21 protein-coding genes are annotated in these 25,719 nt (G+C 72.6%); 11 read left to right on the plus strand and 10 right to left on the minus strand.

Going from position 1 to position 25,719, the window contains the following annotated elements; all coding sequences use genetic code 11:
• Nucleotides 1–54: 54 nt before the first annotated feature.
• From OG241_RS10300 to OG241_RS10315, 4 genes are all read right to left on the minus strand, one after another.
• Entirely contained in the window at nt 55–4,782 is a 4,728-nt protein-coding gene (locus tag OG241_RS10300; RefSeq protein ID WP_405814914.1) for a hypothetical protein, read from the minus strand.
• 62 nt (nt 4,783–4,844) lie between these two features.
• Nucleotides 4,845–5,729 (minus strand): hypothetical protein, encoded by an 885-nt coding sequence (locus tag OG241_RS10305; RefSeq protein ID WP_405814916.1) that lies wholly within the window; start codon nt 5,727–5,729, stop codon nt 4,845–4,847.
• Between the two features lie 118 nt (nt 5,730–5,847).
• A complete protein-coding gene (locus tag OG241_RS10310; RefSeq protein ID WP_405814917.1) occupies nt 5,848–7,374 on the minus strand; it encodes a hypothetical protein in 1,527 nt (508 codons plus the stop codon).
• Between the two features lie 358 nt (nt 7,375–7,732).
• Nucleotides 7,733–8,428: a GntR family transcriptional regulator gene (locus tag OG241_RS10315; protein WP_405814919.1), complete on the minus strand. Its 696-nt coding sequence runs from the start codon at nt 8,426–8,428 to the stop codon at nt 7,733–7,735.
• A 194-nt stretch (nt 8,429–8,622) separates the two neighbouring features.
• On the opposite strand from OG241_RS10315, the gene OG241_RS10320 reads away from it, so the two are divergent.
• Genes OG241_RS10320 through OG241_RS10340 form a run of 5 tightly spaced genes read left to right on the plus strand, consistent with a single transcriptional unit; the run spans nt 8,623 to nt 13,027 of the window.
• Nucleotides 8,623–9,942: an MFS transporter gene (locus OG241_RS10320; protein WP_405814920.1), complete on the plus strand. Its 1,320-nt coding sequence runs from the start codon at nt 8,623–8,625 to the stop codon at nt 9,940–9,942.
• Nucleotides 9,939–10,760 (plus strand): putative hydro-lyase, encoded by an 822-nt coding sequence (locus tag OG241_RS10325; protein WP_405814922.1) that lies wholly within the window; start codon nt 9,939–9,941, stop codon nt 10,758–10,760. The genes OG241_RS10320 and OG241_RS10325 overlap by 4 nt, the downstream gene beginning before the upstream one ends.
• Before the next feature lie 25 nt (nt 10,761–10,785).
• Entirely contained in the window at nt 10,786–11,538 is a 753-nt protein-coding gene (locus OG241_RS10330; protein WP_405814924.1) for a LamB/YcsF family protein, read from the plus strand.
• Nucleotides 11,539–11,543: 5 nt separating this feature from the next.
• On the plus strand, nt 11,544–12,161 hold the full coding sequence (locus OG241_RS10335; RefSeq protein WP_405826124.1) for an allophanate hydrolase subunit 1: 618 nt from the start codon (nt 11,544–11,546) through the stop codon (nt 12,159–12,161).
• Nucleotides 12,158–13,027, plus strand: a complete 870-nt coding sequence (locus OG241_RS10340; protein WP_405814925.1) for a biotin-dependent carboxyltransferase family protein — start codon at nt 12,158–12,160, stop codon at nt 13,025–13,027. Before OG241_RS10335 ends, OG241_RS10340 begins: the two co-directional genes overlap by 4 nt.
• Nucleotides 13,028–13,097: 70 nt before the next feature.
• Here the strand turns inward: OG241_RS10340 and OG241_RS10345 are convergent, their stop codons facing one another.
• The 5 genes from OG241_RS10345 to OG241_RS10365 all read right to left on the minus strand — a co-directional run bounded on the left by OG241_RS10345 (nt 13,098) and on the right by OG241_RS10365 (nt 18,532).
• Nucleotides 13,098–13,955 (minus strand): SGNH/GDSL hydrolase family protein, encoded by an 858-nt coding sequence (locus OG241_RS10345; protein ID WP_405814927.1) that lies wholly within the window; start codon nt 13,953–13,955, stop codon nt 13,098–13,100.
• Complete coding sequence (locus OG241_RS10350; RefSeq protein WP_405814929.1) at nt 13,952–15,157, minus strand: glycosyltransferase; 1,206 nt, start codon at nt 15,155–15,157, stop codon at nt 13,952–13,954. Before OG241_RS10350 ends, OG241_RS10345 begins: the two co-directional genes overlap by 4 nt.
• Nucleotides 15,154–16,278, minus strand: a complete 1,125-nt coding sequence (locus OG241_RS10355) for a glycosyltransferase family 4 protein (RefSeq protein ID WP_405814930.1) — start codon at nt 16,276–16,278, stop codon at nt 15,154–15,156. Before OG241_RS10355 ends, OG241_RS10350 begins: the two co-directional genes overlap by 4 nt.
• A 128-nt stretch (nt 16,279–16,406) precedes the next feature.
• Nucleotides 16,407–17,837, minus strand: coding sequence for a HEAT repeat domain-containing protein (locus OG241_RS10360; RefSeq protein ID WP_405814931.1), 1,431 nt, complete (start codon nt 17,835–17,837; stop codon nt 16,407–16,409).
• Between the two features lie 302 nt (nt 17,838–18,139).
• Nucleotides 18,140–18,532, minus strand: a complete 393-nt coding sequence (locus OG241_RS10365; RefSeq protein ID WP_405814933.1) for an ankyrin repeat domain-containing protein — start codon at nt 18,530–18,532, stop codon at nt 18,140–18,142.
• 236 nt (nt 18,533–18,768) lie between these two features.
• Here OG241_RS10365 and OG241_RS10370 point away from each other — a divergent pair, with 236 nt between their 5' ends.
• Together OG241_RS10370 and OG241_RS10375 are read left to right on the plus strand one after the other, a co-directional pair.
• The gene (locus tag OG241_RS10370) at nt 18,769–18,963 is read left to right on the plus strand and encodes a hypothetical protein (RefSeq protein ID WP_006377407.1); all 195 of its coding nucleotides are present in this window, start codon (nt 18,769–18,771) and stop codon (nt 18,961–18,963) included.
• A 37-nt stretch (nt 18,964–19,000) separates the two neighbouring features.
• On the plus strand, nt 19,001–20,581 hold the full coding sequence (locus OG241_RS10375; RefSeq protein ID WP_405814935.1) for an ATP-binding protein: 1,581 nt from the start codon (nt 19,001–19,003) through the stop codon (nt 20,579–20,581).
• Nucleotides 20,582–20,587: 6 nt separating this feature from the next.
• Here the strand turns inward: OG241_RS10375 and OG241_RS10380 are convergent, their stop codons facing one another.
• The gene (locus tag OG241_RS10380; RefSeq protein ID WP_405814936.1) at nt 20,588–22,087 is read right to left on the minus strand and encodes a PLP-dependent aminotransferase family protein; all 1,500 of its coding nucleotides are present in this window, start codon (nt 22,085–22,087) and stop codon (nt 20,588–20,590) included.
• Between the two features lie 108 nt (nt 22,088–22,195).
• On the opposite strand from OG241_RS10380, the gene OG241_RS10385 reads away from it, so the two are divergent.
• The 4 genes from OG241_RS10385 to OG241_RS10400 all read left to right on the plus strand — a co-directional run bounded on the left by OG241_RS10385 (nt 22,196) and on the right by OG241_RS10400 (nt 25,657).
• Nucleotides 22,196–22,849 (plus strand): YitT family protein, encoded by a 654-nt coding sequence (locus OG241_RS10385; protein ID WP_405826125.1) that lies wholly within the window; start codon nt 22,196–22,198, stop codon nt 22,847–22,849.
• Nucleotides 22,846–23,613 (plus strand): glycerophosphodiester phosphodiesterase, encoded by a 768-nt coding sequence (locus OG241_RS10390; protein WP_405814937.1) that lies wholly within the window; start codon nt 22,846–22,848, stop codon nt 23,611–23,613. The genes OG241_RS10385 and OG241_RS10390 overlap by 4 nt, the downstream gene beginning before the upstream one ends.
• A gap of 43 nt (nt 23,614–23,656) precedes the next feature.
• Nucleotides 23,657–25,015, plus strand: coding sequence for an MFS transporter (locus OG241_RS10395; RefSeq protein WP_405814938.1), 1,359 nt, complete (start codon nt 23,657–23,659; stop codon nt 25,013–25,015).
• 267 nt (nt 25,016–25,282) lie between these two features.
• The gene (locus OG241_RS10400; protein ID WP_003977404.1) at nt 25,283–25,657 is read left to right on the plus strand and encodes an RNA polymerase-binding protein RbpA; all 375 of its coding nucleotides are present in this window, start codon (nt 25,283–25,285) and stop codon (nt 25,655–25,657) included.
• Nucleotides 25,658–25,719: the final 62 nt, after the last annotated feature.

The following is a 25,719-nucleotide window of genomic DNA, read 5'->3' on the forward strand; positions in this document are numbered from 1 at the left end:
GGTTCGTGGGGAACTGACGCGCCGTTGTGGCTGGTCGCGCAGTTCCCCGCGCCCCTAACTTGCTGATGTCGTCGGACGTTTGAACATTCGCGTCGCTGTGATCTCGCTGTGCACCGCGTCGCCCTCCCCGGCCGGGGCCTGCTGGGGCAGTCCCGGTCGGAGGTGTTCCTCGACGCTGATGTACTTCAGGCCCGCGCGGAGGTCGGCGTCGTTGCGGAGGCGGATGACGAGGGGGAACTCGGCGAGCGCGGTCGTGTCGAACAGGCCGGTGGTGTAGAGGAGTTGGACGCCGAGCGCGTCGGACACGGCTCGCTGGAGCTCCAGCAGGTAGGTCGCGTTGGCTCGCCCGATGGGGTTGTCGAGGAACAGTGTGCCGGCGTGCCGGTGCTTGTCGCGGCCCCGGTCGTTGCTGCGGAGCGCGGCCATTGTGCAGTACAGGGCGATGGCGGCGGTGAGCAGCTGACCGCCCGAGAACACGTCACCCATCTGCCCGACAGGCACGCGTTCGGCGCGCAGTACGGCGTCGGGCTTGAGGATCTCGACGGCGATGCCCTTGGGCTGCAGGGCGGCGCCAACTCCCCTCAGGAGGAGGGACATTCCGTCCCGGCGCAGGTCGGAGTTCTTCTTCACGGCCGCCCGGGTCGCCTCGTCGACGACCTCGCCGAGCCGCTCCGTGAGCGTCGCCTGGTCGGGCTCCTCGAACCGGATGCGCAGGAACTCCTGCCCGGACCACTCGCCGAGTCCCTCGGGCAGCCGGGACAGCCGCTGGGCGGACCGCAGGGTGGCCAGTGACGACTCCACCAGCCCGCGCAGCCGGTCCACGATCGAGTCCCGGTTCCGCTCCAGCTGCGCCAACTCGTCGGTCAGGACCCGGAGTCGGGGTGCGAAGGCGTCAGCCCACTTCTGCGCGTGCTCGGGCAGCGCGGACGCAGGCAGTTCACGGATCTGCTGGCGGGCGGGGGTGCGCACCGCCTCGTACCGCGTGGAGTTGGCATGCCGTACGAGAATGTCGCTCGCCTCGCGCACGGCGGCCTCGGCCGCGGACAGGTCGGCGGCGCAGCCGCGCAGGGAGCGGCGGGCCTCGGCGGCCGACTGCCGGGCTTCCTCCGGACTGCCGGGGTAAGGCTCCGGGGCTTCCTGCTCATCGTCCGAGGCGTGCTCACGCAGCAGGTCGCGGAGCATCGCGGCGATCTCGTCGAACCCGGAGGCCGCGTCCTCGGCTGCTCGGTGCGAGCCGAGAAGTTCGGCGTGCGCCTCTCTGGCCTGGGCCAATGCCTCGGTTCGGGAGGCGAGTTCGGTGGTGGCGGTGCGCAGCAGTACCTGAGCGTGTTCGGCGTCGCGCGGGACGAGTTCCTCGGCCAGCTCGGTGTGCGCCTCGCCGTCCTCGGGCGCGTGCCGCTCGGCCTCGCCGCGCAGTCGGCCGAGCTGCTCGCTGGCCGTGGACACCCGGGTCTCCAGGAGCTGGACGAGTTCCTCGGCCCGCGCGGAGGCGGCCTGCCGTGACGGTCCGTCGGACCCCTCGGGTGCCTGCAGCAACTGCTCGGCGCGCGTGCGCACCTTGTTGCTCAGCCGGTCCAGGTCCGCGCGCGCGGCGCTCTCGTCGCTCTCGGAGCGCGCCTGCTCCGCCCGCAGGTCGGCCCCGACGCCGACCTTCTCGTACAGCTGGGAGGCGGCCCGGTAGGCCTCGCGGAGGGCGGGCAGCGACGACTTCGCGGCGTCCTCGTCGGCTTCCGGCAGTTCATCGGGGGCGCCCGCGATCTCCGCGCGCTCGGCGCGCAGGGCGCGGGCCGTGCGGCGCGCGTCGTCGGCGGCGCGCTGGACAGCTCGCCGGTCCTCGTCGGCGGACCGGGCACGCTCCAGGCAGACCTGGGCGCGGGCCTCGGACTCGACGGCCTCGTCGGCCAGTTCACGCACCTTGACCTGCCAGCCGGCGCGTTCGCGCAACCGGAACGCCAGGCCGGCGAGCGCGTCGGCGGCACGCCGGGCCCGCTGGGCGGCCTCCTGCCGCTCGTCCCGGACTCGGGACGCCTCGCTCGCCACCTCGTCGGCCTCGGCCCGCACGGTCCGCGCCTCGGCCAGCTCGGCCTCGGCCTCCTCGGCGAAAGCACGCGCGTCGTGCGCGGCCCGGGCCAGCTCGCCGAGCCGCCCGGCCGGGCAGCCCGTGCGCCAGGAGGCGAGCCGCGCGCCCAGTTCCCGGTCCTTGCCGAGCCGCGCGGCGAGCGTGCGGATCTCCTCCTCGCGCTCGCCCGCCCGGGCCCGCAGCGCCTGACGTTCCTCGTCGGCGGCGTGTTCGTCGTGCATGGCCGGGTTCGGCGGTACGAGGAACACGTCGCCGTCGCCCGGTCCGGGGGCCGGGGTCGGGGCGAGCAGGGCGGCTGCCGTACCGACCGCCACGGCCGAGCGGGGCAGCAGGGCCGCGTCGGCGAGGGCCTCGCGGGCACGCGCGTGCGTGCCGGGGTCGGTGATGATGACGCCGTCGACGAGTTCGGGGCGGGCGGCCAGCACGCGCGCGTGGTCGACGGGGTCGACGGCCTGGGCGAGATAGCGCCAGCCGGGCAGAGCGGGAATGCCGTGCTCGCCGAGGAACTCGACGGTGGCCAGCACATCGGGGCCGGCAGGCAGCAGCCCGCCGTCACCGAGCGCGCCGAGGATCCGGGCGTCGTCGGCGGCGGCGGTCCGCAGCTCGAAGAGCTGCCGCTCGGCGGAGGTGACTCCGCCGTCGAGGAGTTCATGGAGTTCGTCGGCGAAGCGGTCCAGCTCCTCGGGGGTCAGGTGACCTTCGTCGGCGGCACGGGGGGAACCCTTCACCACTGCCCCGGTCCCACCGTCGACCCCTTCCGCGTCGACGCGGGCACCGTCCTGGCCCTGGCCCTCGCCCTCGCTCGCCCCGTGCTGGCGCGGCACCGCGGCCCGTCCCCGCTGTCGCGTACCACCGGCAGACGGCAGGCTCAGCAGGTCGGCGAGCCGTTCCTCCGCCGCCAGGGCCTCGGCGGTGCGCCGCTCGGCGTCGTACGCGCGCTCGGCCGCCGTGGCGGCGTCAGCCGCGCGGGCCGCCGTCAGCTCCGCGCGGGACTCGGCGGAAGCCGCCTCCCGCGCGTGCTCGGAAGCCCGCCTGGACGCCTCACGGGAGGTGTCCCAGGCCTCTACGGCCGTCTTCTCGGCGTCGCTGGCGGCGAGCGCGGCCCGGGCCGGGTCCGCGTCGGGAGCGCTGTCGTCGAGCCAGCCCGCGCGCACCGCCTCGGCGGTCTCCTGTTCCACCTCGCTGAGCCGCTGCCGCAGGTGCCCGACCTCGCTGCGGGCGCGCTGTGCCTCGGTGGCCGCGCCGGTCGAGTCCCGGTGGGCGGCCTCGCTGATCTCCTGAAGGGCGGCGGACCGCTCCTCCTCCTCGTTGGCCAGCGCCTCCGCGCCTTCCGCCGCCGAGTGCAGCGCCCGTACGAGGTCCACGGCGGCCTTGGCGCGGGCGGCGAGCGCCGGGGCCGCGTCCCGTTCGGCCTCGCGGATCGCGACGGCCACGCGCGCGGAGCGGTCGGCGGCGGCGCGGTGCCGCAGGACGAGCTCGGCGGCCTGCCAGGCGGAGTGCATGGTGCGCGCGTCGGCGAGTTCGCGTTTCTGTGCGGCTGCCGTCTTCTCCGCCGCGGCGAGGGCCAGTGAGGCATGCCGGAAGGCGAGTTCGGCGGCGATCAGCGCGCTGCGCTCCCGCCCGCCCTCGGAGTGGGTGACGGTGTACGCCGCCGCGGTGACCCGCTGGGCGAGATCACCGGCCCTGACCCTCTCCTGGACGCCCCGCGCGGACAGCCGCCGGGCCAGGGTGCGTGTCCGGCGCTCCGCACCGGCGTGGACGTCCCGCGCGCGGGAACGTGTTTCCGCTGCTTCGACGATGCGGCCGAGCAGATCCACGGACCCGGCGGTGAAGTCCCGTTCGGCGATCAGTTCGGACCGTCGCCCCAGCTTGTTGCCGAAGCCTCCGACCAGGTCGGCGAGCCCGTCCGTGTCCCGGGTGTCGGTGACCGCGCGCAGCAGCAGGTCGGTGAAGTCGGAGTCCTTCTTGACCGCGAAGAGGCCAGCGGCCTCACCCTCGTCGGCGTTCATCTCCCGCTGGTAGCGGAAGAGTTCGGGATCGAGACCCAGTTCCCCCAGATGCTCGACCCAGCGGTCGTGGATCTCCTCCCAGTGCACTTCGAGATGCGGATACGCCTTGCCCGCGTCGGTGATCGCGTCCCGGAAGCCCTTCATCGTGCGGCGCCGCCCCTGGGCACCGGAGGCGCCCTCCACCGGCGGCCGTACGGCGGTCGACTCGGCGACGGGCAGGTTGTCGAGGCTCAGCCCCGGGCCGGGCCGGAAGGAGTACCAGGCCTCGGCGAACTTCCGCGGGTCGTTGGAGACCTGCCGCCCCCGCCACTCGCTCGCCTTGCCGACCACCACCAGCTCACCGGTGAGCGTGTGCTGCCACTCCAGGACGACATGTCCGCAGTCGTCGGCGAGCAGGAACTTCCGCAGCACACCGGAGCTGGCTCCACCGAGCGTGTTGCGGTGCCCGGGGAGCATCACGGAGAAGATCAGCTTGAGGAGTACGGACTTGCCGCCGCCGTTCTCCAGGAAGAGCACCCCGGCCGGCGCGGGCCGGCGCGGCGGTCCGACGGGCTCGTCCTCGAAGAACTCCGCCTGGGTGGGCGCGGGGTCGGGCACCGGCGCGCCGACACCCCGCAGGTCAAGCACGGTGTCGGCGTAGCGCGCACCGGCGGGACCGATGGAGTAGAGGCGGACCCGGGACAGCTCGTACATGGCGGACTCTCGTAGTCGTAAGGGAGTAGTCGGGTTGGGGGCGAAGGCGGTCGGGGTGGCGGTCAGGAGTGGTGGAAGGGCAGTCCGGCGTCGGCCACAAGATCAAGGTCGTCGGTGTCCTCGGCGGGCAGCAGCGTCGGTGTCCCGTCGGTGACCGGCACGACGCCCAGCTCCAGCAGCTCGGCCATCGCGGCGTTGCCTGCCATGTCCCGGACCTGCAGCTGGTAACGAGCCGTCGTCCGGTACGTACCGCCGTTGTCGTCACCGGTGCGCTGAAGGAAGCCGGAGTCGGTGAGGAAGCCGACGGCCTTGCCGACGATGCCTGTCGTCGAACCGGCCGGTCTCCGCGCGTCCTTGGTGGCCCCCGTCGCGCTGCGCCTCATCCAGATCCGCCAGGCGGCTTCGAGTCCCGGGGCGTCACTGACCGGGTCGGTGATCTCGCCCTGTGCCTCGGCCCGCTCCTCCAGCCGCCGGCAAGCTTGCCGCACAAAGGCCTCGACGCCGTTGACGGTGACGCGTCCGATGTAGCCGTCGTCGGCGAGATCCTCGGGCCGCGGAAACGCCATCGCGGCCACGGCGAGGTGGGCGAGCCCGTGCAGAAAGCGGTCCGATCCGTCGGCGGAGGTACGACGGGCGTAGTCCCCCATCCGAACGGCGAACACGGAGTCCTCGGCGGCGGTCACCGCCATCCCCGCGCGCGGGGACACCTCCAGGACCACCAGCCCCAGTCCGGCGGCCACGGCGTCGGCGAGCCGGGCGAAGGCCGGGTCCTCGCGGTACCGCCGCAACAGCTCGGCGTACTCCTGGTCCCGGGCGGCCTGCAGTTTGGGCTGCAGGCCAAAGGCCACCAGCCGAGCGGCATCGGCGGCATCGCCAGGAGTGATGACGGCAGCGACAGCCGGCGCGGCAACTGCCTCCGGCTCGCTCCAGTCGACCTGCTCGTTCACGGCTGAGGCTCCTCGGGGTTCTGATGATCGGACGGGCGGACAAGCGCCCCTACAGGGGCGCGGGGAACTGCGCGACCAGCCACAACGGGCCCGCAGCCAGGCGACAACATCAGCCCCGTCACGCCGCCTCCGACCTGCCCGCAGCCATCCCCACCGTGTCCAGCAACGCCATCCCCACGATCAGATCGGCGCCCCCGAACTCCGGGTCGTCCAGCTCCGTCCCGTCGTCGACGGCGAACAACAACTTCTCCTCACCCTGCCGATAGGCCGTCCCGACCGGCGGACTGGCCGCGTGAACCGCCAACAGCGCCACCAGATACGGCAGTTCAGCGTCCCGGAGACGCGCCTCGGCGAGCAGCCCCGACAGCCTCCGAGGCGCGTCCGCGGGCAGGTCCAGCAACTCCATCGCCGCCGCCAGCTGTTCCTCGCTGAAGCGGCTGTCGTCCGGCGTGGCGATCAGATCCGGCTCGGGCATCTCCGCCCCGAGGTGCTCCCGCTCCAGTGGCGGTGTCAGCAGTATGTCCACGAGGTCGCCGACCCGGACCGACACCGGCGTACGAAGCCCCGTCCCGCGTGCGAAGAACGCGTCGGTCACCCGCACCGCCGCCTCCAGGGGCAACGGCAGCACAGGGGCGACCAGATGGCCGTACAGGTCTATCCCCGAGGACGTCATCGGGGTCGCGAAGGCCTGCCGGTCCTGCTCCGCGCGGAACAGCGGTCCCGCTTCGAGGAGGCGGGACTGGAGCAGCGTGTGCCGCCGGATGCAGTCCTTCACGATGTCGACGAGTTCGGCGGCCCGCCGCTTCTGCTCCGGGTCCTCGGACTCGTCACGGGCCTTGCGGATGTTGGTCAGGATCGCGTTCTCGTGGCGGTACCGGTCGGCGACGTGGTCGAGCGCTTCGGCGATCATGTCGGGGACGGTCTGGAGCCAGTCCACCGCGCGCACGTTGCGCCGGGTCGCGTCCAGCGCCCTGCGCAGGACCTCCGAGTACTGCACGGTGCGGTAGCGGGCCTGCTCCGCGGCGAGCTGGGCGTCGGCCAGCCGGCCCCGGCTGATCAGTACCTCCAGCTTGACCTCGGCGGCGATCTGGGCGCTGGTGACATCGGTGTCGAGGGCGCCGACGAGCACGTTGACGGCCTCGTCCGTCGTACGGAGGTAGACGCTTCCGCCGTATCCCGGGACCTCTTCGATCAGCTTGAAGTCGTAGTCACGGCGTACATAGGTGCCGTCCGGCGCGAACGTGCCGTATACGGCCCGGAAGCCGCGGTCGACGCTGCCGACGTTGATGAGGTTCTCCAGCACCCAGCGGGCGACGCGCTCGTGTTCGGCAACGGGCCGCTGCGGGGCCTGGGCGGCGATGCGCGGAATGAGGCGGGCGACGATCTGGTCGTGGTCGGCGCCCGTGTCGAAGTCCATGTTCAGGGTGACCAGGTCGATGGCCGCGAGGGCCACCTCCGCCATGCCGTACACCGAGTACTCGCCCGCGAGATTCGCCTTGCGCGCGTCCAGGTCGTGGAGCGGGGCGGTGCAGGCGAGCGCGCGCAGGCGCCGCGCCAGTCCCTCGTCGGCGGCCGGGCCCGGAGCGGGGCGCGGCCCCGCGCTGAGCTGGGGCGGAACGCTGTCCGTCGATGCAGGCGAAGTCACGGTGCCCAGACTAGGTCCTCGGTCTGACAACTCCCCAAACGACGCGGATCGCCTCCGGCGGCCGGACGGAGGCCACCGACCGCCGGTCGGCCGCGGGCCGGCGAGGGCCGGTCGGCCGCGGGCCGGCGAGGGCCGGTCGGCCGCGGGCCGGCGAGGGCCGGTCGGCCGCGGGCCGGCGAGGGCCGGTCGGCCGCGGGCCGGCGAGGGCCGGTCGGCCGCGGGCCGGCGAGGGCCGGTCGGCCGCGGGCCGGCGAGGGCCGGTCGGCCGCGGGCCGGCGAGGGCCGGTCGGCCGCGGGCCGGCGAGGGCCGGACGGCCGCGGGCCGGCGAGGGCCGGTCGCGCAGTTCCCCGCGCCCCCTCAGGCCTCCTCGCTCACCCTGCGCCGGTAGACGTCCACCACCCGCTCCAGCGAGTCGGCGAGATACACCGCGAGCAGTTCCTCGGCCTCGGCCCTGTTCCCTCGTTCCAGTGCTCGCAGTATCTGCTGGTTGCGGGCGAGATAGGGCTCGTGCAGGCGCCGCGGGTCGTCCACGACGTGGAAGGCGAGGCGCAGTTCGGCGAAGACGCTGCGCATCAGTTCGTCGGTGCGGGCGCTGCCGGCCAGCGCGACGAGTTCGCTGTGAAAGTGGATGTTGGCCGTACCCAGCCTTTTCCAGTCACTGTCGCGTATCGCCCGCTGCCCCTCCTCGACCGCCGCGGCGAGATTCTCCAGGGCGTACGGCGGCTCTCCGAGACCGCGGACCACGGCGCACTCGACCAGGGCGCGGGTGCGGTAGATGTCCTCGACGTCCTCGACCGCGAGGACCCGCACGAAGACGCCCCTGTTCAGCTCGTGGATCAGCAGGCGTTCGTGCGTGAGCAGGCGGAACGCCTCGCGCAGCGTGTTGCGGGAGACGCCGAGGGCCCCGCCGATGCTGTCCTCGGAGAGCCGGGTCCCGGGCGGGAAGTAGCCGTCGGCGATGCGGCTCCTGAGGATGTCCGACACCCGCTCGGCGGTGCTGGTGCGCCCGAGGAGCGCGCGGTCGTCGGCCAGTCCCGTCAGCTGCTCTGCCATGCCCGGAATTCAATCGTAGATACGAGAACGAAACAACACGGGTATTGAAGGATCGTTCAACGATCCTCTACCTTGCTGTGCAGGCGCCGCCGGATCGCACGGTTCGGATCGCACGGTGCCGACCGCTTGGACTGCTCATTCCGTTCGACCGCTCATTCCGGAAGCACCCTCCGTCCCTCATCTGCGAGGTGCACATGAGCACGACCCCTCCACCCCAGGCCCTGACCGACGACGTCCACCCCGGAGCGCAGGAAACCGCCGTCGACGAAGGCGCGTTCGCCTGGCTGCGGGCACTGGGCCCGCGCGGCCGCCGCGCGTTCGGCGGCGCGTTCGGCGGCTACGCCCTGGACTCGTACGACTACTTCACGCTGCCTCTGAGCATGGTGGCGCTGTCCGCGTACTTCGGCCTGGACAGCGGCCAGACCGGGCTGTTCACCACCGTCACCCTGGTCGTCTCCGCCATCGGCGGCGCCGGCGCGGGCGTGCTCGCGGACCGGATCGGCCGGGTCAGGGCGCTGATGATCACGGTGATCACCTACGCGGTCTTCACCGTCGCCTGCGGTTTCGCGCCCAACTACGAGACGCTGCTGGTGTTCCGCGCCCTCCAGGGCCTCGGGTTCGGCGGCGAATGGGCCGTCGGCGCGATCCTGGTGGCCGAGTACGCGAGCCCGAAGCACCGCGGCCGTACGCTCGGCGCGATCCAGAGTTCCTGGGCCGTGGGCTGGGGCCTGGCGGTGATCGTATACACCGTGGTCTTCTCGTTCCTCGACGACGACCTGGCCTGGCGCGTGATGTTCTGGACCGGCGCTCTGCCCGCGCTGCTGGTCATCTGGGTGCGGCGCTCGGTGCACGACGCTCCGCGGGCGGTCGCCGAGCGCGAGAAGAACCCCAAGAAGGGCTCGTTCACGGAGATCTTCCGGCCCGGCACGGCCGAGTCCCCCGGCCTGCTGCGCATCACGGTCTTCGCGGCCCTGCTGTCGACCGGTGTCCAGGGCGGCTACTACACCCTCGCGACCTGGGTCCCCACCTATCTGAAGACGGAACGGGGACTGTCGGTCGTCGGCACCGGCACGTATCTCACGTTCCTGATCTCCGGCGCCTTCATCGGCTATCTGACCGGCGGATACCTCACCGACCGGATCGGCCGCAAGCGCAACATCTGGCTGTTCGCGGTCCTCTCGGCGCTGTGCATCCTCGCCTACGCGAACATCCCCAACGGCTCGAACACCCTCCTTCTGGTGCTCGGTTTTCCGCTCGGGTTCTGTATGTCCGCGATCTTCAGCGGTTTCGGCTCCTATCTGAGCGAGCTGTACCCGACCGCCGTACGGGGCACGGGACAGGGCTTCACCTACAACACGGGCCGGGCCGTCGGCGCCGTCTTCCCGACCACCGTCGGCTTCCTGGCCGACAGTTGGGGCGTGGGCGGTGCGCTGGTCTTCGGCGCGATCGGATACGGCATCGCCGCCCTGGCACTGCTCGGGCTGCCGGAGACCCTCGGAAAGGAACTCCAGTGAACCGTACGGAAGACCGCCCCCTGTCCCTCGTCGACGAGCACGCGCACGCGTGGAGCCCGCGATCCGCCCGATCCCGGTTCCGCGCGGGCCTCACGGGCCCCACGGCAGGCGTCGCGGCCGGCCACACCCAGGTCAACCTGATCTCGGTGCCCGCCGACTGGGCGTACGACATGCTGCTGTTCTGCCAGCGCAACCAGAAGCCCTGCCCGGTCCTGGACGTCACGGACGCCGGCTCGTGGACCACCGTCCTCGCCGAGGGCGCGGACCTGCGCACCGACCTGCCGCGCTACCGGGTCTGGCGGGACGGCGAACTGGTGGAGGAGCCCACGGACGTGCTCGCCCACTGGCGCGACGACCTCGTGACGTTCCTCATCGGGTGCAGTTTCACCTTCGAGTGGGCGCTCGCCGGGGCGGGCGTCCCGATCCGGCACATCGAGCAGGGCCGCAACGTCCCGATGTACGTGACCAACCGTCAGTGCCGTCCCGCGGGGCGGCTGCACGGCCCCCTGGTCGTGTCCATGCGTCCGGTGCCGCCGCAGCACCTGGCGGCCGCGATCCGGGAGAGCAGCCTGCTCCCGGCGGTGCACGGCAGCCCCGTACACTGCGGCGATCCGTCCGGGCTCGGCATCGACGACCTCGGCCGTCCGGACTTCGGCGATCCGGTGGACCTCGCGCCGGACGACATCCCGGTGTTCTGGGCCTGCGGGGTGACCCCGCAGGCCGCGGTGATGGCGTCCAGGCCACCCTTCGCCATCACGCACGCGCCGGGCCAGATGTTTCTCACCGACACCCGCGACGCGCAGTACCGCGTCGCCTGACCGGAGCGTGACAGGAGTCCGGAAGATGATCGACCTCAACGCCGACCTCGGCGAGGGCTTCGGCCGCTGGCGGCTGACCGACGACGAACAGCTGCTGTCCGTCGTCACCAGCGCCAACGTGGCCTGCGGCTTCCACGCCGGGGACCCGCCGACCATGCGGCGGGTGTGCGAACTGGCGGCCGAGCGCGGTGTACGGATCGGCGCCCAGGTCTCCTACCGGGACCTCGCGGGGTTCGGGCGGCGCGCGATGGACGTGCCGCCCGACGAACTGTCGGCCGAGGTGGCGTACCAGATCGGCGCCCTGGACGTCTTCGCGCGTGCGGCGGGCGCGCGCGTGGCGTACGTCAAACCGCACGGCGCTCTCTACAACCGGGCCGTGCACGACGAGGAACAGGCCAAGGCAGTGATCGACGGCGTGCTCCTCGCCGGCATGGGCCTGCCGGTGCTCGGGCTGCCGGGCTCGCGCCTGCTGGCGCTGGCCGAGGCGGCGGGCCTGCCCGCCGTCCCCGAGGCGTTCGCCGACCGTGCGTACACCGAGGAGGCCACTCTGGTGCCGCGCGGCCAGGACGGGGCGCTGGTGACCGATCCCGAGGCGGTCGTGGCACGCTCTGTGACCCTCGCCCGGACCGGCGTGGTCGCCTCGCACTCCGGGACACCCCTCGCGATCCGCGCCCGCTCCCTGTGCGTCCACGGCGACACGCCCGGCGCGGTGGACCTGGCCCGCCGGGTCCGCGAGCGCCTCGAGGCCTCGGGTGTCCGCGTGGAGGCCTTCGCATGAGCGGCATGAGGGCGTTGCCCGTCGGCGACGACGCGCTGCTGATCGAGGTCTCCTCCGGCGACCGGGCCCAGGCCCTGCACGCGGAACTGCTGCGCCGGCGTGCGGAGGGCACGCTGTCCGTACGGGAGATCGTCCCCGCCGCCCGGACGGTCCTCCTCGACGGCCTCATCGACCCCGCCCGGCTGGCCTCCGAGCTGACCGCCTCCGAGGTACCCCCGACGCTCCCCCGCACCGAGGGGGTCATCGAACTCCCGGTCCGCTACGACGGCCCGGACCTCGCCGACGTCGCCGCCCTCTGGGGCGTGTCCGAGGAAGCGGTGGCACGCATCCACGCGGGCACCGAGTTCCGGGTCGCCTTCTGCGGCTTCGCGCCCGGCTTCGGCTACCTCACCGGCCTCCCGGCGCGCTACGACGTTCCGCGCCGGGCCACCCCCCGGACGTCCGTCCCGGCCGGCGCCGTCGGACTGGCGGGCGGGTACACGGGCGTGTACCCGCGTGCGTCGCCGGGCGGCTGGCAGCTGATCGGTACGACGGACGCGGTCCTGTGGGACCACACGCGCGTGCCGGCCGCACTGCTGTCGCCGGGGACCCGGGTCCGTTTCGTCGTGATGGGCCGCCGATGACGGATCGTGCGCTCTTCGTCGTACGGGCCGGGGCGCTGACCACCGTGCAGGACCTCGGACGTCCGGGTCACGCCCATCTCGGGGTGCCGCACTCCGGTGCCCTGGACGCGCCCACGGCCGCGCTCGTCAACCGGCTGGTCGGCAACCCGTCCAAGGCGGCCGTCCTGGAGACCACCCTCAACGGTTGCACCCTGCGCCCCCGTTGCTCAGTCACCGTCGCGGTGGGCGGCGCCCCCTGTCCGGTCACGGTGAACGGCCGCCCGGCGGCCTGGGGCGCTCCGGTGCAGGTGCCCGCCGGTGCGCTGCTGGACATCGGCACAGCCCTGTCCGGGGTACGGGCCTATGTGGCCGTCTCCGGCGGAGTCGCCGTCGAGCGGGTGCTCGGCAGCCGCTCCACCGACCTGTTGTCCGGTCTGGGCCCGCCGCCTCTGACGGACGGCGCGGTGCTGCCCCTGGGGCCCGTGATCGGCGGGCACGCGCGCGTGGACGTCGTTCCGCTGCCCGCGCCCCCGGCCGAACTCGTGTTCAGGGTGACCGTCGGGCCACGCGACGACTGGTTCACGCCGAGGGCGCTACGGGCCTTCACCACGTCCACCTACCGGGTGTCCTCCGCGAGCAACCGCATCGGGCTGCGCACGGAAGGGCCCGCCCTGGAGCGGGCCGTTTCCGGCGAACTCCCCAGTGAGGGCATGGTCCTAGGCGCGGTCCAGGTGCCCCCGGACGGCAGGCCGGTGGTGTTTCTCGCCGACCATCCGACCACCGGCGGCTATCCGGTGATCGCCGTCGTACGCACCGCCGACCTGCCCGCCGCCGCCCAGGCGGCGCCGGGCACCCCGGTCAGATTCGTGCCCGTACGCCGACGCTGAGCCGCCCGGGGCCGGTCCGGCGGATCCTGTCAGGACCGTGGGGCAGCCGCCCCGGTCCCCCGGACAGGCCCTACGCCACCTCCGGTTCTGCCCTGTGCTCCGCCACCGACAGGGCCGCCAGGGCCGCCGCCACGGCGTGGGAGGCCCCCAGGTCGAGGCGGGCGCTGGTACCCCGCGCACGGTGGCGGACCTCCTGGGCGGCGAGCCGGAGGAGTTGCGGCAACAGGTCGGTGCACCGCCGCGCCACCCAGCCCGTCCCCGCGGTGGCCAGCCAGCGCAGGTTCGCCGACCGGGTGGGCGCGGGTTGTTCCGGCGCGGCCGAGGGACCCGCACCGCCCGTGACGCCCGCCTCCGCGAGCAGCACGTGGAAGCGGACCGCGAGCTGCCGGTGCCCCTGCTCGCCGGGGTGCAGCCGGTCCGCGCTCCACATCTCGCGCCCGCTGAGCCACTCACCCTCGGCCGCGTGCACATGGATCGCCCCGTAGCGCTCGGACAGGGCGTGGACGACCGTGTTGACCGCCCGCTGCCGCCGGGCCAACGGCTTCGCCAGGACGCCCGGCAGCCCCAGCATCGCCCCGGGGTCGGGCAGACACGCCGTGAGCAGGAGCGCGCCCCGCCCGGTGAAGGCCGCGTACACCTCGTCCAGCCGGGCGGCTACCGCGTGGATGTCGAACGTACGGCGCAGGGTGTCGTTCACCCCGATGACGACGGACACGACGTCCGGCTCCAGGTCGAGGGCGGCCGGCGTCTGCCGTTCCCGTACGTCGCGCGTCTGCGCCCCACTGACCGCGAGGTTGGTGAACTCCACCGGTGTGTCACCGAACCCGCCGGCGAGCAGCGCGGCCCAGCCGCGCCACCCGTCGTCCACGGGGTCGCCCACACCCTCGGTCAGCGAGTCGCCGAGCGCCACGAACCGCAGCGGTCTCATCCGACACTCTCCGGTGCGACGACGGGCCGCACGGGCGCGTCACCGGCGGACGGCACCACCGCGTCGTGCGCCGCGAGGAACGCCTCGACAGCTGTCGACCAGCCGAAGCACTCCGCACGCGCGCGTGCGGTCTCCCGGCGCTCGCGCTCGGGCCGCCCCACCAGCAGCCGTACGGCGTCCGCGAAGGCCTCTCCGTCGTCGGCCGCGACGGCCCCGGCGGACCCGATCACCTCGGGCAGCGCGGAGGACGCGCTGACGACCACGGGAGTACCGCAGGCCATCGCCTCCAGCGCGGCGAGTCCGAACGTCTCGGCGGGCCCGGGCGCCAGACACACGTCGGCGGACGCCTGGAGTGCGCCCAGCAGTGCCTGGTCGGCCACGTGCCCGAGGAAGGTGACCGGCAGCCCGCGCTCCCGCGCCCGCTGCTCCAGGCGGGCCCTCAGCGGCCCGTCCCCGGCCACCACCAGCCTCGCCCGCACCCCGCGCCGCAGCAGCGCCCGCAGGGCGTCCACGGCCGTACCGGGCCGCTTCTCGACGGACAGCCGGGAGCACATCACCAGGAGCAGCTCGTCCTCACGTGCGTGCGCGGCCCGCACCGCCGGGTCGCGCAGTGACGGATGGCGCCGCACGAGGTCGACGCCCAGGGGAGCCCGTACGACATTGCGCGCCCCGATCCGTACGAACTCCCGCTCGGCGAACTCGGTCGTGCACACCACGCGCGCGTAGGTGTGCGCCGTACGGGCGTTGAGGTTGTCGGCGGCTCGCCGGGAGAGGTTCTCCGGCAGGCCCCAGGTGCGCAGGACACCGTCGGCGGTCTCGTGGGAGACCATCACCGCGGGGACCCGGGCCCGGCGCGCCCACTTGCCGGTCCATCTGAGCGTCGTGCGGTCGGACACCTCCAGGCGGTCCGGGGCGAGTTTCTCGAGGAGGGCGGCGACGCGTCGCTTGTCGGTGAGGACGCGGTAGCCGCCGGTGCCGGGCAGCAGCGGGCCGGGCAGGGTGATCACGCGCCCCTGCTCGGTGTCGCGGTCGCCCACCCGCTCACCGGGCACGATCAGGACGGGTTCGTGGCCCGCGGCCCGGTAACCGGCGCCCAGTTCGCGCAGCGCGGTGCGCAGGCCGCCCGAGGACGGGGCGACGAAGTTCGCCAGCCGGACGATACGCAGCGGTCCGCTCGCTCCGCGCGGTGTCTCGCCGTTCATGCGGCCACCACCGTCCGCGCGCTGAGGATGTCGGCGTAGTGCCCGACGAGTTGGTCGCCGACGGCCGCCCAGGTACGGCCCTCGACCGTCGCCCGGGCGACGGCGCCGTAGGAGGCCCGCAGGCCCGGGTCACGGGCCAGGGACCACACCGCGTCCCGGACTGCGGCCGCGTCACGCGGTGGGACCAGCAGGCCGGTGCGCCCGTGGGCGACCAGGTCCAGCGGCCCTCCGGCGGCGGGCGCGACGACAGGCACACCGCTCGCCATGGCCTCCTGCACCGTCTGGCAGAAGGTCTCGAACGGGCCGGTGTGCGCGAAGATGTCCAGCGAGGCGAAGATCCGGGCGAGTTCGTCGCCGGTCCGGCGGCCGAGGAATACCGCACCGGCCAGCTGCTCGCGCAGGGCCGGCTCGCTGGGTCCGTCGCCCACGACGACGACCCGCACGCCGTCCAGCCCGCAGACCCCGGCGAGGAGTTCGACCTGCTTCTCGGGGGCGAGCCGGCCGACGTAGCCGACGATCAGCTCACCATTGGGGGCGAGTTCGCGCCGGATGGCCTCGTCCCGGAGTTCGGGGCGGAAGCGCACGGTGTCCACTCCGCGCTGCCACAGCTTCACTCGGGGCACACCGTGCGACTCCAGGTCGTGCAGGGCCGCGCTGGACGGCGCGAGGGTGAGGTCGGCGGCGGCGTGGACGGAGCGGATGCGTCGCCAGGCGGCGGCCTCACCCGCGTGGACGTAGGTGCGGGCGTATCCGGCCAGGTCGGTCTGGTAGACGGCCACGGCGGGGATGCCGAGCCGGGCGGCGGCGGCCATGCCGCGTACGCCGAGGACGAAGGGGCTGGCCAGGTGGACGATGTCCGCGCGGTGCTCGGTGATCGCGGCGGCGACGCGTCGGCTGGGGAGGGCGACGCGGACCTGGGGGTAGCCCGGGAGCGGTAGGGAGGGGACTCGGACGACGGGGCACGGCGCCGAGGCGTCGGACCCGGCCCCGGCGGCGGTGGCCGGGGCGACGACGAGGGGAACGTGACCACTGTCGACGAGGTGCCGGGCGGTCTGGAGCGCGCAGTGGGCCACGCCGTTCACATCGGGGGGAAAGGATTCGGTCACGATGACGACACGCATAGGGAGGTTGTCGCCGTACCGGACGTGCTCGCGTCAACGTGGATCTTTCCGTACGGGGAACGTCCCATGAGCGTTGCGCACCGGCCCCTCCCGGGTCGGCGCGCGTCCACACGCTCCTGATCCCCGGGTCATCCCCCGTTCATGTGGCGGGTGGAATCGGGCCCGATACGGCTTCTCACCGCGGTCTGGACCTCGGCCTCCTCGGCCGGGTCGGCAGCGAGTCTGCGCAGTTGTTCGACGACCCTGGCGTCACCGGTCTCGGCGTGCCGGGCGGCGACCTCGCGGGTGGTCTCCTCACAGTCCCACAGGCATTCGACGGCGAATCCGGCGGCGAAGGAGGGGTCGGTGGCGGCGAGGGCCCGGGCGGCCCGGCCGCGCAGATGGGAGGAGGCGGTCTCTCGGTAGATGTGTCGCAGTACGGGGGCGGCGCAGACGATGCCGAGCCGTCCCGTGCCGTCCACCAGGGTCCACAGGGTCGGCGCGTCGGGTCCTTCGCCCCGTACGGCCTCCCGCAGCGCGCCGAGGACGAGGTCGCTGTCCCGGGTGGCCCCCAGGCAGGCGAGCACCCGTCCGGCGGCGGCGCCCAGCGGGTCGGGTCGGTGGACCCACCCGCGCGCGCGGTCGACGGCGGCGATACTGCGCATACGTTCGAAGGCGTCGACGGCGGCCTCCACGACAGCCGTCGTGCCGTCGGCGACCGCGCCCTCGACCAGATCGAGGGCCTCGGGATCATTGCTGTCCGCGAGATAGCGCAGGGCCGTGCACCGGGCGCCGTCGCCACCACTGCGGGCCGCCTCCACGATCTGTGGCCGGTCCTCCGGACCCGCCACAGCCGTCAGACAGCGCGCGGCGGGCACGTGCAGGACGGCACCTCGGTCGATGCCCTGCTGGGCCCACTCGAAGACGGCCTGCACGCTCCAGCCCGGGCGGGGCCCGGACGGTCGCATCTGGCGTTGCCAGCGGTCGAAACAGCCGGTTTCCTGGGCGGCACGCACGCGCGTGGAGATCGATTCGCGCGAGTCCTCGGCCCACAGCCGCCAGGGCCGGGGTTCGAAGGCGTCCCGCACGGCGGCGGCGAGTTCCGCCTCGCCCTCCGGGTCGGTGCCGAAGCGGGCCAGCACGGGAGCGGCGAGGGCGCGCAGCCCCGCGTCGTCGTCCCTGAGCGCCAGTTCGTCCAGCGCCCAGGCCCAGCTGGTGCCGGTGGCGGCGTACCTGCGCAGCAGCTCGAGCGCGTCCCGCCTGCCGTAGGAGGCGAGGTGCCCGAGGACCGCGAGGGCGAGCCCGGTGCGTGACTCGTCGGTGTCGAGGACGTCCTCGGCGTCGAAGAGATGGCCCTCGATCTCGTCGAGCTCACCATGGAGGTCGACATAGAGGCGGGCGTAGTAAAGGGAGCGGTTCTCCACCTGCCAGTCGTGGCGGGGGTCGCGGAGCACGCATTGGTTCAGTGCCGCGAGCGCCTCGGCCCGCGGTGCGGTGAGTGCGTGCAGCGTGCCGTCGCCGCGGCCCCTCTGGAGCAGGCCGAGCAGCGTACCGCTGGGCGCTATGACCGGATCGAACATGGGAAACAGCCTCACATCAAGCGTCGACGCAACCGGGATCCTGCTCTACCTGGCCGCGTGACAACACGTCGGGGCGCCCGCCGTTTCCTGCTTGCTGTAGACCATCTTCCTCTGCCTCTCGTAGGTGGGCCCATGCGGACCGCATTCACGGCCCGCGCGGTGCGGCAACATCTGCCCGGCCATCACGTCCATGAATCACGACGTCATGATGACCCGGCTGTTCAAGCTGCCGCGACCGTATTTCCGGCGGCCCCGTTCCGCCTCCCCCGTTTTCCTTGTCCTGGCTGGTCAGTGCGTACGGCTCAGCGCGCGCCGAACACCTCCAGCAGTTCCGTCTTGCCGAACATCCGGGCGGTGTCAAGAGCCGAGGGCATGCCCGCGGCCGGGTCGGCGCCACTCTCCAGGAGCGCCTGGATCACGTCCTGCGCGCCCTTGAAAACAGCGCCGGCGAGCGGCGTCTGCCCCCGGTCGTTGACCCGGTCCCCGTCGGCGCCGCGCGCCAGGAGCGCCCGGACCGCCTCGGCGTGGCCGTGGTAGGCGGCGAGCATCACCAGGGAGTCGCCTCGGTCGTTGGTGAGGTCGGCCGGAACTCCCGCGTCGACGTACGCCACGAGTGCCTCGGTCTGCCCCTGCCGCGCCAGATCGAAGATCTTGGTCGCCAGCTCCACGACCTCGGGGTCGGGGGCTTCACTCATCGGCCGGACCGCCTCTCGTTACAACCGTACGGGTGAATCGCCAGGGTACTGGCTTAACAGGCGCAAGACCCGACTCCTGAGCAGCAAAGATCAGCCCGCCCAAATGACACCGAACAGGTACACCAGTGGAGTGAAATACGCCGAAATTCACCCAAGTGCACCTTTTATCGTATGGATACATGCTGTGATCCTGGAAGAACTCATGGTGACTGTCCCCACCACACCAGGAGATCCTCATGATCCTCTCCATGTCAGGCGTCGTTCTGCTCGGCATCATCGTCTTCCTCTTCTTCAAGAAGGACGGCCTCAAGGGGTCGCACGCCTTCGTCGCCGCGCTGTTCGGCTTCTACCTCGCGAGCACCGCCATCGCACCGAGCATCAAGGCCGGCGGCGAGAGCCTGGCGAGCCTGCTCGGCGGAATCAAGTTCTGACGCCCGTCCCGACCGCACGCACCTCCAGGAGACAGCAGTGGCCCGGCGCCCCCTCCCCCGCATCCTGAGCAACGGCAGCGCACAGATCGCCCGGAGCCGGGAGCTGGCCCGGACCGCGGCCGACAGTGCCACGGACGTCCTGCACCCGCTGATCACGATCAGCCGGGGTCTTCGCCGACTGGCCGCGGCCGGCCGGCGCAAGTGGGCGGACACGCCCAAGGACAAGCGTGGGCCACTGCTGTTCCTGGTGGCCTCGGTGGTCCTGGTCGTGGCCCTCGTGCCCTACGGCCCGCTGCTCGCCGTCACATCGGTGATGGCGGCAGCGGCCTGGCACGGCCGCGACCGCGCCCCGGCGGAGCCCGAGGGCCCCGACGAGTCCCAGACCCAGCGACTCCAGTCCCTGTACGACGCGCTGGTCCCCTACTTCTCGACCCCCGACGACCCCGCTCCCCTGTACGCCCACGGCGGCGACTGGGAGAAGACCTTCCCCGCGTACGAGTTCGACGGCACCGGCCGCGTCTCTCACCTGGTGGTCCGCTACCCGGCGTACTTCACCGACGGCGAGGCGGACTCCCGCGCGCGGATCGAGCAGTTGCTGCACGCCAAGTCGGGCCGGGGCCGCGAGTACCACTTCGCGTGGGAGGAGGAGGGCAATGAGCTCACGGTCACCGTCCTGCCGCCGCTGCCCACCGACATCGCCGCGCAGCGCTTCGTCACGTCCCCCGGCGAGACGGTGCTCGGCTTCACGGACCCCACCCAGGTACAGCGCACGCTCCCCCTCAGCCACGGCGAGGACCGGCGTGACGTCCCGCCGGTCGTCTGGCGCACCGGTCCCCGCTCCACCGAACCGCACCTCCTGGTGATGGGCGAACCGGGCAGCGGCACCACCACACTCCTGCGTTCGATCGCCCTGCAGGCCCTTCAGTACGGCGACGTCCTGATCGTCGACGGCAGTGGCACCGGCGAGTACGCGTGCCTGACCGGCCGGGACGGCGTGCTGGCCGTCGAGTGCGCCCCGGCCTCGGCCGCGGCGAGCCTCGAATGGGCCTCCCAGGAAACGGAACGCCGGCTGATCACGGCCAACCGCGCCCGCCAGGCCGGTGAGCCGCTCCCCGACGACACCCGCCGCCCGCTGTGGCTCCTCCTCGACCGCCCCGGAGCCCTCGCCCATCTGGCCGCCGCCGACGGCCGCCCCGACCCCCAGTCCCTGCTCCAGGTCCCCCTGCGGCACGGCCGGGCGGCGAACGTCACCGTCGTGGTGGCGGAGCAGTTCGACAGCGCGGACACCCTGAGCGACGCCGTACGGCAGCACACGCGCGCGCGTGTCGTCCTCGGCGCCGCGTCCTGCGCCCAGTTGGAAGCGGTCCTGGGCGCGCGCCCGCAGACGACACCGGTTCCGGTCATGTCCCCCGGCCGCGGCTACGCCCGGCTGGGCACGGGTCCGGTCCACCGCCTCCAGGTCCCGGCCACCCCCGACCCCCATGACGACGCGACGAGCGACGCGCAACGCCAGGCGGTCCTGGATCTGCTCCCCCCGAGAACGGCTCCGGCACTCCTCGTCAAGCAAGAACAGGAACAAGGGCAGGAGCAGGAACAGCAGCAGGAGCCAGTGGCCTGAGGCCGCTCACGCCACGAAGGAGCGGGGGGACTCGGCGCCCCCCGACCCGCCGCTCACCACGATCCGCGCCGCGGCGGCCAGCCGGGCGGCCGCCTCGTCGGCCAACGCTCCTCCCACGGTGAACGGCAATCGCACATACCCCTCGAAGGCCCCGTCGACCCCGAACCGGGGCCCCGAAGGCACCCGCACCCCCACCCGCTCCCCCGCCTCCGCGAGCCGGGACCCCGACAGGCCACCCGTACGGACCCACAGCGTGAGCCCGCCCCTGGGCACAGTGAACTCCCAGTCCGGCAGCTCCCGTCGTACCGCCGCGACCAGCGCGTCCCGGTTGTCCCGGGCCTGTTCGCGCCGCATCTCGACCGCCTGCTCCCAGCCACCTGTGCTCAGCAGCCAGTTGATGGCCAGCTGTTCGAGTACGGGCGTGCCCAGGTCCGCATAGGCGCGCGCGGCGACGAGGCTGCGGATCACGTCCGGAGCCGCCCGCACCCAGCCGATGCGCATCCCGGCCCAGAAGGCCTTGCTGGCGGAACCCACGGTGATGACCGTGGACCCGGCGGGATCGAACCCGCAGACCGGTCGTGGCATCTCGACGTCCGGGTCCAGCCACAGCTCGGTCATCGTCTCGTCGGCGACGAGCACCGTCCCCGCCGACCGGGCCGCGTCGACGAGCTGTCGCCGCTGGTCCTCGCCGGCGAGCGCGCCGGTGGGGTTGTGGAAGTCGGCGACGACGTACGCGATCCGGGGCGCGGCCTCGCGCAGCACCTGGCGCCAGCGGTCGAGGTCCCAGCCGGCCAGCCCCTCGGCCATCGCGACCGGCACCAGCCTGGCACCCGCCTCCCGCATGAGCTGCAGGATGTTGGCGTACGAGGGCGACTCGACGGCGATGCGCTCGCCCCGGCCGGAGAACAGATGACAGATCGCGTCGATGGCGCCCATCGCGCCGGTCGTCACCATGATCTGTTCGGGCATGGTGGGGATCCCGCGCGCGGTGTACCGCTCGGCGATCATCGCGCGCAGCGCGGGCAGTCCGGCCGGGTAGTCGCCGTGCGTGTGCGCGTACGGGGGCAGTTCCTCCAGGGCGCCCTGGACGGCGCGGGTGAGCCAGGGCTCGGGCGCGGGCAGGGCCGCCGTGCCGAGGTCGATCACGGAGCCCAGGGCCTCAGGGGGCAGGGGTTCGAGCCCGCGCGCGGGAAGTGGGTTACCGGCAGGTACAGCGGTCCAGCTGCCCGCGCCGCGCCGGGACTCCAGGAAGCCCTCGGCGCGCAGCGCCTCGTAGGCGGCGGCGACCGTGGTGCGGCTGACGGAGAGGGAGAGAGCCAGTTCGCGTTCGGCGGGGAGACGGGCCGCGACCGGCACCCGGCCCTCCAGCACCAGCAGACGGATGCCGTCGGCGAGTGAACGGTAGGCGGGCGGTCGGCGGGTGCCGGGGCCCGCGGGGCGGTCCTGCTGGGAGGTGAGCAGCCGCGCGAGCTGCGCGGTACCCACCGCAGAAGTCCACTGCACCATGCAGATCAGTCCACCTTCCCCGAATTGGCCATGGATGCGATCCAGTAGCAAGCCACAGGGTGTCATGTGCCAGGCCACTACCACCACAGGGGGCAGCTCGTGAGTTCGTTGTCAGCGCCGGATCGTGTCGGTCGACGGTTGGTCCAGCTCTACACCGGTCTCGCGCTGTACGGCGCCAGCTCGGCCCTGCTCGTCGAGTCGGGCCTCGGTCTGGAGCCCTGGGGCGTACTGCACCAGGGGCTGGCCGAACTGACCGGGCTGACCATCGGCGTCGTGTCGATCTTCGTGGGCGCGGCCGTGCTGCTCCTCTGGATCCCACTGCGCCAGCGTCCGGGCCTCGGCACGGTCTCGAACGTCTTCGTCGTCGGCCTCGCCATGGACGGCACGCTGGCCCTGGTCCCCGACGCGCACGCCCTCGCCGCCCGCATCCCGCTCCTGGTGGCGGGCATCGTCCTGAACGGTGTGGCCACCGGTCTGTACATCGCGGCGAGCTTCGGCCCGGGCCCGCGCGACGGCCTGATGACCGGTCTGCACCGGATCACCGGCCGCTCGATCCGGCTCGTCCGTACGGCGATCGAGGTGGCGGTCGTGGCGACGGGCTTCGCCCTGGGCGGCACGGTGGGGATCGGCACGGTGCTGTACGCACTGGCGATCGGACCGCTGGCCCAGCTGTTCCTGCGCGTGTTCGCCGTTCCGACGGCATCGGCCGGCAGTCCGGTCGTTGCCGCCGGGCAACCGGAGGAGGCGATACTGCGACCGTGACCACGCGGATACGCCATCCCTATCTCGACCATCCCGGCCCGATCCCCTTCGCCCACCGGGGCGGGGCGGCGGACGGGCTGGAGAACACGATGTTCCAGTTCCGGCGGGCGGTGGAGGCGGGCTACCGCTATCTGGAGACGGACGTGCACCGCACGGCGGACGGCAGGCTCGTCGCCTTCCACGACTCGACGCTGAACCGGGTGACGGACGGCGGCGGCCGGATCGAGGACCTCCCGTGGTCCGACGTACGCCGCGCGCGTGTGGCAGGCCGAGAGCCGGTGCCCCTCTTCGAAGACCTGCTCGAAGCCTTCCCCGACGCGCGCTGGAACGTCGACGTCAAGGCCGAGCCCGCGCTGCGCCCGCTGCTGGACCTGATCGAGCGCACCGGCTGCTGGGACCGCATCTGCGTCGGCTCCTTCTCCGAGGCGCGGGTGGCGCGTGCCCAGCGGCTCGCCGGTCCGCGCCTGGCAACGTCGTACGGCACCCGGGGTGTACTCAACCTGCGGCTGCGCTCCTGGGGTCTGCCGGTGGGGGTGCGGCGGTCGGCGGTCGCCGCGCAGGTGCCGGAGGCCCAGTCGGGCATTCCGGTGGTCGACCGGAGCTTCGTGCGCACCGCCCACGCGCGCGGGCTCCACGTCCACGTGTGGACGGTGAACGATCCCGATCGCATGCACCGGCTCCTGGACCTGGGAGTCGATGGCATCATGACCGATCACATCGACACGTTGCGCAAGGTTCTGGAGGACCGGGGCACCTGGTTCTGACTCCCCGCGCGCACCATCTCCACGGGGAAAGCGAGGGGCAGGGGTGGGCACCGAAACCCTGCGGAACGAGGCGTCCGACGAGGCCGCCGGGCGCCGCGAGCGGCGCGGCTGGTACTTCTACGACTGGGCGTGCTCCGTCTACTCGACGAGCGTCCTCACGGTGTTCCTGGGCCCGTATCTGACGTCGGTCGCCGAGAAGGCGGCCGACGCGGACGGGTTCGTGCACCCGCTGGGCATACCGGTCCGCGCCGGTTCGGTCTTCGCCTACTCGGTGTCCCTGTCGATCATCCTGGCCGTGCTCGTCATGCCCGTGGTGGGCGCGGCCGCCGACCGCACCGGACGCAAGAAGCCGCTCCTGGGCGCCGCCGCCTACGTGGGCGCCACGGCGACGACGGGGATGTTCTTCCTCGACGGTGACCGCTATCTGCTCGGCGGGCTGCTGCTGATCATCGCCAACGCGGCACTGTCCGTCTCGATGATGCTCTACAACTCCTTCCTCCCTCAGATCGCGCCGGTCGAGGAGCGCGACGCGGTCTCCTCGCGCGGCTGGGCGTTCGGCTACGCGGCGGGCTCACTGGTCCTCGTCGTCAACCTGGTGCTCTACACGGCCCACGGCTCCTTCGGCCTCTCGGAGGGCATGGCCGTCCGCGTCTGCCTGGCCTCGGCGGGCCTGTGGTGGGGCGCCTTCACCCTCGTACCGCTGCGCAGGCTCCGCGACCGCCGGGCCGCCCCGGCGGAAGCCGCCGCCAAGGAGGCCACCTCCCCGGGGCTGCGGCAGCTGGCGGCGACGGTCCGCGACATGCGCCGCCACCCGCTCACCCTCGCCTTCCTGCTCGCCTACCTCGTCTACAACGACGGCATCCAGACCGTGATCTCCCAGGCCTCGGTCTACGGCTCCGAAGAGCTCGGGCTGGGCCAGTCCACCCTCATCGGGGCGGTGCTGCTGGTCCAGGTGCTCGCGGTGGCGGGAGCGCTGGGGATGGGCCGACTGGCCCGCGTGTACGGGGCCAAGCGGACGATTCTCGGATCGCTGGTGGCGTGGACGGTGACGCTCACGGCGGGGTACTTCCTGCCGGCCGGCGCTCCGGCGTGGTTCTTCGTGCTGGCCGCCGGGATCGGCCTGGTCCTCGGCGGCAGTCAGGCACTGTCCCGGTCACTGTTCTCACATCTGGTGCCACCCGGCAAGGAGGCCGAATACTTCTCGGCGTACGAGATGAGCGACCGCGGAATGAGCTGGCTGGGCCCGCTTCTGTTCGGGATCACCTACCAGCTGACCGGTAGTTACCGGGACGCGATCATCTCGCTCGTGGCCTTCTTCGTCATCGGGTTCGTGCTGCTGGCCCGGGTTCCGGTGGGCCGCGCGATCCGCGACGCGGGCAATCCCGTTCCCGAAAGGATTTAGCATCGGCGGCCAAAGAGCGGTAGTGTACGCCGTTGGCCTGCCAGGCGTACCGTTACTGCGCGTCAAAGATGACTAAACGCTGGGTGATATCTGCTTGCAGATGTGACAAACCGGGCGCTGGTGGGTACAACAAGGGGCGGCTACGACGGCGACGCATGACCCGAAACGGGACACGGGACGGGAATCTTTACCGCCGACCGGACGTTGACCGGATGACGACGACAGCGACACCTGTCCTGTGGGCGACAAGCCCGGGAGGCACGATTCATGAGTGAGCGAGCTCTTCGCGGCACACGCCTCGTAGTGACCAGCTATGAGACGGACCGCGGCATCGACCTGGCTCCGCGCCAGGCCGTGGAGTACGCATGCGAGAAGGGGCATCGGTTTGAGATGCCCTTCTCGGTGGAGGCCGAAATTCCGCCGGAGTGGGAGTGCAAGGTCTGCGGGGCCCAGGCACTTCTCGTCGACGGTGACGGCCCTGAGGAGAAGAAGGCCAAGCCCGCGCGTACGCATTGGGACATGCTGATGGAGCGCCGCACCCGCGAGGAACTCGAAGAGGTCCTTGAGGAGCGACTGGCTGTACTGCGCTCCGGAGCGATGAACATCGCGGTACATCCGCGGGACAGCCGCAAGTCCGCGTAGTCCCTCCGGGACTGGGCGGCATACAACGCACACGTGACACCGCGGGTGCCGTACGTGAGTTT

Source organism: Streptomyces sp. NBC_01390 (assembly GCF_045040105.1).
In the GTDB taxonomy this organism is placed as follows: Bacteria; Actinomycetota; Actinomycetes; order Streptomycetales; family Streptomycetaceae; genus Streptomyces.

What these genes read in the sequence shown, in the direction of transcription:
- OG241_RS10400 (WP_003977404.1), top strand. Translation starts at nt 25,283, where the DNA reads ATGAGTGAGCGAGCTCTTCGCGGCACACGCCTCGTAGTGACCAGCTAT.
- OG241_RS10350 (WP_405814929.1), bottom strand. Translation starts at nt 15,157, where the DNA reads ATGAACGGCGAGACACCGCGCGGAGCGAGCGGACCGCTGCGTATCGTC.
- OG241_RS10380 (WP_405814936.1), bottom strand. Translation starts at nt 22,087, where the DNA reads ATGGTGCAGTGGACTTCTGCGGTGGGTACCGCGCAGCTCGCGCGGCTG.
- OG241_RS10330 (WP_405814924.1), top strand. Translation starts at nt 10,786, where the DNA reads ATGATCGACCTCAACGCCGACCTCGGCGAGGGCTTCGGCCGCTGGCGG.
- OG241_RS10340 (WP_405814925.1), top strand. Translation starts at nt 12,158, where the DNA reads ATGACGGATCGTGCGCTCTTCGTCGTACGGGCCGGGGCGCTGACCACC.
- OG241_RS10345 (WP_405814927.1), bottom strand. Translation starts at nt 13,955, where the DNA reads ATGAGACCGCTGCGGTTCGTGGCGCTCGGCGACTCGCTGACCGAGGGT.
- OG241_RS10370 (WP_006377407.1), top strand. Translation starts at nt 18,769, where the DNA reads ATGATCCTCTCCATGTCAGGCGTCGTTCTGCTCGGCATCATCGTCTTC.
- OG241_RS10335 (WP_405826124.1), top strand. Translation starts at nt 11,544, where the DNA reads ATGAGGGCGTTGCCCGTCGGCGACGACGCGCTGCTGATCGAGGTCTCC.
- OG241_RS10365 (WP_405814933.1), bottom strand. Translation starts at nt 18,532, where the DNA reads ATGAGTGAAGCCCCCGACCCCGAGGTCGTGGAGCTGGCGACCAAGATC.
- OG241_RS10320 (WP_405814920.1), top strand. Translation starts at nt 8,623, where the DNA reads ATGAGCACGACCCCTCCACCCCAGGCCCTGACCGACGACGTCCACCCC.
- OG241_RS10355 (WP_405814930.1), bottom strand. Translation starts at nt 16,278, where the DNA reads ATGCGTGTCGTCATCGTGACCGAATCCTTTCCCCCCGATGTGAACGGC.
- OG241_RS10315 (WP_405814919.1), bottom strand. Translation starts at nt 8,428, where the DNA reads ATGGCAGAGCAGCTGACGGGACTGGCCGACGACCGCGCGCTCCTCGGG.
- OG241_RS10360 (WP_405814931.1), bottom strand. Translation starts at nt 17,837, where the DNA reads ATGTTCGATCCGGTCATAGCGCCCAGCGGTACGCTGCTCGGCCTGCTC.
- OG241_RS10300 (WP_405814914.1), bottom strand. Translation starts at nt 4,782, where the DNA reads ATGTACGAGCTGTCCCGGGTCCGCCTCTACTCCATCGGTCCCGCCGGT.